The 3811-nt window shown below is 67.0% G+C and carries 5 protein-coding genes; 3 read left to right on the top strand and 2 right to left on the bottom strand.

Annotated elements, in window-relative coordinates; all coding sequences use genetic code 11:
• On the bottom strand, window positions 1–556 hold a 556-nt coding region (locus tag ACE3TU_RS19965), incomplete at its 3' end, for an ABC transporter ATP-binding protein (protein ID WP_374627428.1).
• A gap of 245 nt (window positions 557–801) precedes the next feature.
• Between ACE3TU_RS19965 and ACE3TU_RS19960 the strand changes: the two genes are divergently transcribed.
• A complete protein-coding gene (locus ACE3TU_RS19960; RefSeq protein WP_374627426.1) occupies window positions 802–1767 on the top strand; it encodes a 2-hydroxyacid dehydrogenase in 966 nt (321 codons plus the stop codon).
• Window positions 1768–1783: 16 nt separating this feature from the next.
• Here ACE3TU_RS19960 and ACE3TU_RS19955 read toward each other — a convergent pair whose 3' ends face one another.
• Window positions 1784–2485, bottom strand: a complete 702-nt coding sequence (locus ACE3TU_RS19955; RefSeq protein WP_374627425.1) for a class I SAM-dependent methyltransferase — start codon at window positions 2483–2485, stop codon at window positions 1784–1786.
• A 41-nt stretch (window positions 2486–2526) separates the two neighbouring features.
• Between ACE3TU_RS19955 and ACE3TU_RS19950 the strand changes: the two genes are divergently transcribed.
• A complete protein-coding gene (locus ACE3TU_RS19950) occupies window positions 2527–3444 on the top strand; it encodes a LysR family transcriptional regulator (RefSeq protein WP_374627423.1) in 918 nt (305 codons plus the stop codon).
• 105 nt (window positions 3445–3549) lie between these two features.
• Window positions 3550–3810 carry a hypothetical protein gene (locus ACE3TU_RS19945; protein ID WP_374627421.1) on the top strand — a complete coding sequence of 87 codons (261 nt, stop codon included), beginning with the start codon at window positions 3550–3552 and terminating at the stop codon, window positions 3808–3810.
• Window position 3811: the final 1 nt, after the last annotated feature.

Here is a 3811-nt window from a genome sequence, read left to right as displayed (position 1 = left end):
TGGTCTTGAGCCGCTGGTGCAGCTCCTTGATCTCGGTGCGCATGGCGACGCGCAGCTTGGCGTCGAGGTTCGACAGCGGCTCGTCGAAGAGGAAGACCTGCGGGTCGCGGACGATGGCGCGGCCCATTGCGACGCGCTGGCGCTGGCCGCCGGACAGCTGGCGGGGAAAGCGTTCGAGCAGCGGTCCGAGGTTGAGGATCTCGGCTGCACGCTTCACCTTGGTGTCGATCTCGCTCTGCGGAGCGTTCCGGAGCTTCAGCGAGAAGCCCATGTTGTCGGCCACCGTCATGTGCGGATAGAGCGCGTAGTTCTGGAACACCATGGCGATGTCGCGCTCTTTCGGAGGCACGTTGTTCACCACGCGATCGCCGATGGCGATCTCGCCGCCGGTGATGTTCTCGAGGCCGGCGATCATGCGCAGCAGCGTCGACTTGCCACAGCCGGACGGGCCGACCAGCACGACGAATTCGCCGTCGGCGATCGGCACGGAAACGCCGTGGATGATGGCGGTCGTGCCGAAAGACTTGCGCACGTCGCGGATGTCGACGGATGCCATTCACATTCCTCCCTGGGGTCGACACGACCCTGCCCTGCGCCGGCCCTTGACCTGGGCTCTGCGATCCGGTCCGGTGGAGCGGATGCGGCGACTGGCTGTTGTTCGGCGGCCAGTGTGGCATGCGAAAATCGGAAATCAAGTGTGATCACGACTTGGCATGGCTGAAATTCAATCGGTTGAAACTGCGCGGAAACGCGTCAGTCTCCCTGTGAACCGCCAAGCCGAGACCCCCGAGGAGACGACCCATGACCAAGCCCGACCTGCTGATGACGGGCCCGATGATGCAGATGATCCAGGACCAGCTGGAGCAGCGGTTCGTCGTGCACAGGCTCTGGCTCGCGGACGACAAGGAAGCCTTCCTGCGAAAGCTCGCCCCCTCGGTCGTCGCCATCGCCTCGGGCAGCCACGTGCCGTGCGATCCCGCGCTGATGGGGCGCTTCCCCGGCGTGAAGATCGTCTCGTCCTTCGGTGTCGGCTATGATCACATCGACGCGACCTGGGCGGGCCAGAACGGCATCGTCGTCACCAATACGCCGGACGTGCTCAACGAGGAGGTCGCCGACACGGCGCTCGGCCTCCTGCTCTGCACGGTGCGGGAACTGCCGCAGACGGACCGCTACCTGCGTGCCGGCAAGTGGCTGGAGAAGCCCTATCCGCTGTCGGGCACGCTGCGCGACCGCAAGGTCGGCATCCTGGGCCTCGGACGCATCGGCAAGGCCATTGCCCGTCGCCTCGATGCCTTCAACGTGCCGGTGGTCTACCACGGTCGCAGCGAGCAGAAGGACGTGCCCTACCGCTACTACGCCTCGCTGGTGGACATGGCGAAGGACGTCAACGTGCTGCTGATCGTGGCTCCCGGCGGCGCCTCCACCAACAAGATCGTCAACCGCGAGGTGCTGGAGGCCCTCGGCCCCGACGGCATCCTGATCAATGTCGGCCGCGGCTCGGTGGTCGACGAGGCGGCGCTGGTCCAGGCGCTGAAGGCGAAGACCATCCGGACCGCCGGCCTCGACGTCTTCGAGGACGAGCCGCGCGTGCCGTCAGAGCTGATCGCCATGGACCATGTCGTGCTCTTCCCCCATGTCGGGTCGGCCTCTGTGCACACCCGCAACGCCATGGCCCAGCTCGTCGTGGACAACCTTGTCTCCTGGGCCGACGGCAAGGGACCGCTGACTCCGGTCGAGGAGACGCCCTGGCCGCCCAAGCACTGACGCCCGGGAGCGCGGTCTAGCCCTGCTGTTCCAACAGGGGGCGCCGCGCCACGACGAAGAGCCGCGGGTCGCGCTTGCCCGACCCGTGGCGGTCACGTTCCTCGATGACGAATCCGGCCGCCACCATGTCGTCCTCGAGCTGCCCGGCCGAGAAGCATGAGACGTAGGGCGCCTTGCCGATGACCTGCATGACGGGGATGGCGAGGCGGATCAGCGGGTTCATCTCGGCGAGGCAGGGCGTCTTGGAGATGAACAGGCCGCCGGGCTTCAGTGACTGACGGATCCCGCCGAGCACTGCGTGGCGATCCGGCACGAGGTGCAGAAGGTTGAAGGCCAGAACGGCGTCGCTGGGCTCTGCTGCAGAAATGGGCTCGCCGGCGGACGCGACCTCGAAGGACGCGTTGGGACAATTCGCGGTCGCAGCCCGCTCCCTGGCGATGGCGATCATTTCCGTCGAGAGATCGGTGCCGATGATGCGTTTAACGGAGGGTGCGAGGCGCAGCGCGCTCGTTCCGGTGCCGCAGCCGATCTCCAGCACGCTGTCGGACGGATCGAGCCATTCGCGCGCGCGGGCGAGTGTGCGCTCGTAGCCGGCCAGATCCCTGATCGGATCCGCGGCATATTTGCGGGCGGTTCGATCCCAGAACCTTGCGCTGGCAGACCTGTCCGACATGGTGCTCTCCTTCAGGGATGCAGCACCTACCACATGCGAGAACATTCGGAATTGCGCAGGAATGCAGCAGGATTATACGTGGATGCATGATCACGCCGGACTGGAATCTTCTCAGGGCCTTCAGCGCAACGGCCGAGGCGGGCTCCCTGTCGGCGGCCGCCCGCAAGCTTGATCTGACCCAGCCCACCCTGTCGCGCCAGATCGCTGCCCTGGAGACCGCCCTGGGCGTCACGCTGTTCGAGCGCATCGGCCGGCGCCTGGTCATCACGGCCGTCGGGGTGGGGCTGCTCGACCATGCCCGCGCCATGGCGGCGGCGGCCGAATCCCTGGCGCTTGCGGCTGCCGGTCAGTCGGAGGACCTGTCGGGAGGCGTGACCATCTCCGCGACCGATGTCGTGTCGGTGCACTTCCTTCCGGCGATCGTCGCACGCCTGCGCCGGCAAGCGCCGCAACTCGTCGTCACCGTCATCGCCACCGACCGGCTGAGCGACCTCAGGCGCCGTGAAGCCGATATTGCCATCCGCCATGTGCGGCCGACCGAGCCTGAACTCATCGGTCGCCTGATCGGCGAGATGTCGGCGCATCTCTATGCGTCGGAGGGCTGGGTCTCTCGCCACACAGCCCCACACTCGGCGGCCGATCTGGCAGACGCCGACATTCTGGCTTTCGATCCGGTCGACCGCTTCGTCGCTCAACTGACGGAATGGGGCCTCCCCGTCGCACCGGGCCAATGCCGGATCATCTGCGACAATGCGATGGTGCTGTGGGAGATGCTGCGCAACGGTCTCGGCGTCGGCATGATGCTGCAGCAGGTGGCCGAGAGTCTTCCAGGGCTCGTCCGGTTGCTTCCCGACCAGCCAGCCGTTCCTGTTCCGCTCTGGCTCGTCACCCATCGCGAACTCCACACGAGTTCACGCATCCGGCTCGCCTTCGACATCGTGGCGGACGAACTCCGGGCATCCCTGTCGGGGTCGGCGGCCATGGTCGCCGCGCCGCCCGCCTGAGCTCGACGATTTTTCTTCCCGGTAGCCCGAACCTTTCTCAGGACCGGCGCGACCCATGGATATCAGGGGCGCTGGAGCCCCAAGAGATCCAAAGGGGACACCGCCATGAACCGCATCAAGACCCTCGCCATCGCCGCCCTCGCCGTCGCGACCCTGTCGGTCGGCGTCTCCTCCCAGGCCGAAGCCGGCCCGTGGCATCGCCGCCACATCGGCTGGGGCGTCGGGGCGCTGGCCACCGGCCTCGTCGTGGGTGGCGCCATCGCCGCCGCCAACTCCCGGGCCTATGCCTCCGAGTGCTACCTGACCCGCCGCTGGGTCGACGGCCCCTACGGCCCGGAGCGCCGCACGGTTCGCGTCTGCGAGTGAT

Origin of the sequence: Devosia sp. (assembly GCF_041917035.1) — a bacterium.
Classification (GTDB): Bacteria; Pseudomonadota; Alphaproteobacteria; order Rhizobiales; family Devosiaceae; genus Devosia_A.
Note: the sequence above shows the minus strand (reverse complement) of the source record. Positions and strands in the feature narration are given on the sequence as shown.

Coding starts and splice junctions, on each gene's coding strand:
- ACE3TU_RS19960 (WP_374627426.1), top strand. CDS start 802: ATGACCAAGCCCGACCTGCTGATGACGGGCCCGATGATGCAGATGATC.
- ACE3TU_RS19955 (WP_374627425.1), bottom strand. CDS start 2,485: ATGTTCTCGCATGTGGTAGGTGCTGCATCCCTGAAGGAGAGCACCATG.
- ACE3TU_RS19950 (WP_374627423.1), top strand. CDS start 2,527: ATGATCACGCCGGACTGGAATCTTCTCAGGGCCTTCAGCGCAACGGCC.
- ACE3TU_RS19945 (WP_374627421.1), top strand. CDS start 3,550: ATGAACCGCATCAAGACCCTCGCCATCGCCGCCCTCGCCGTCGCGACC.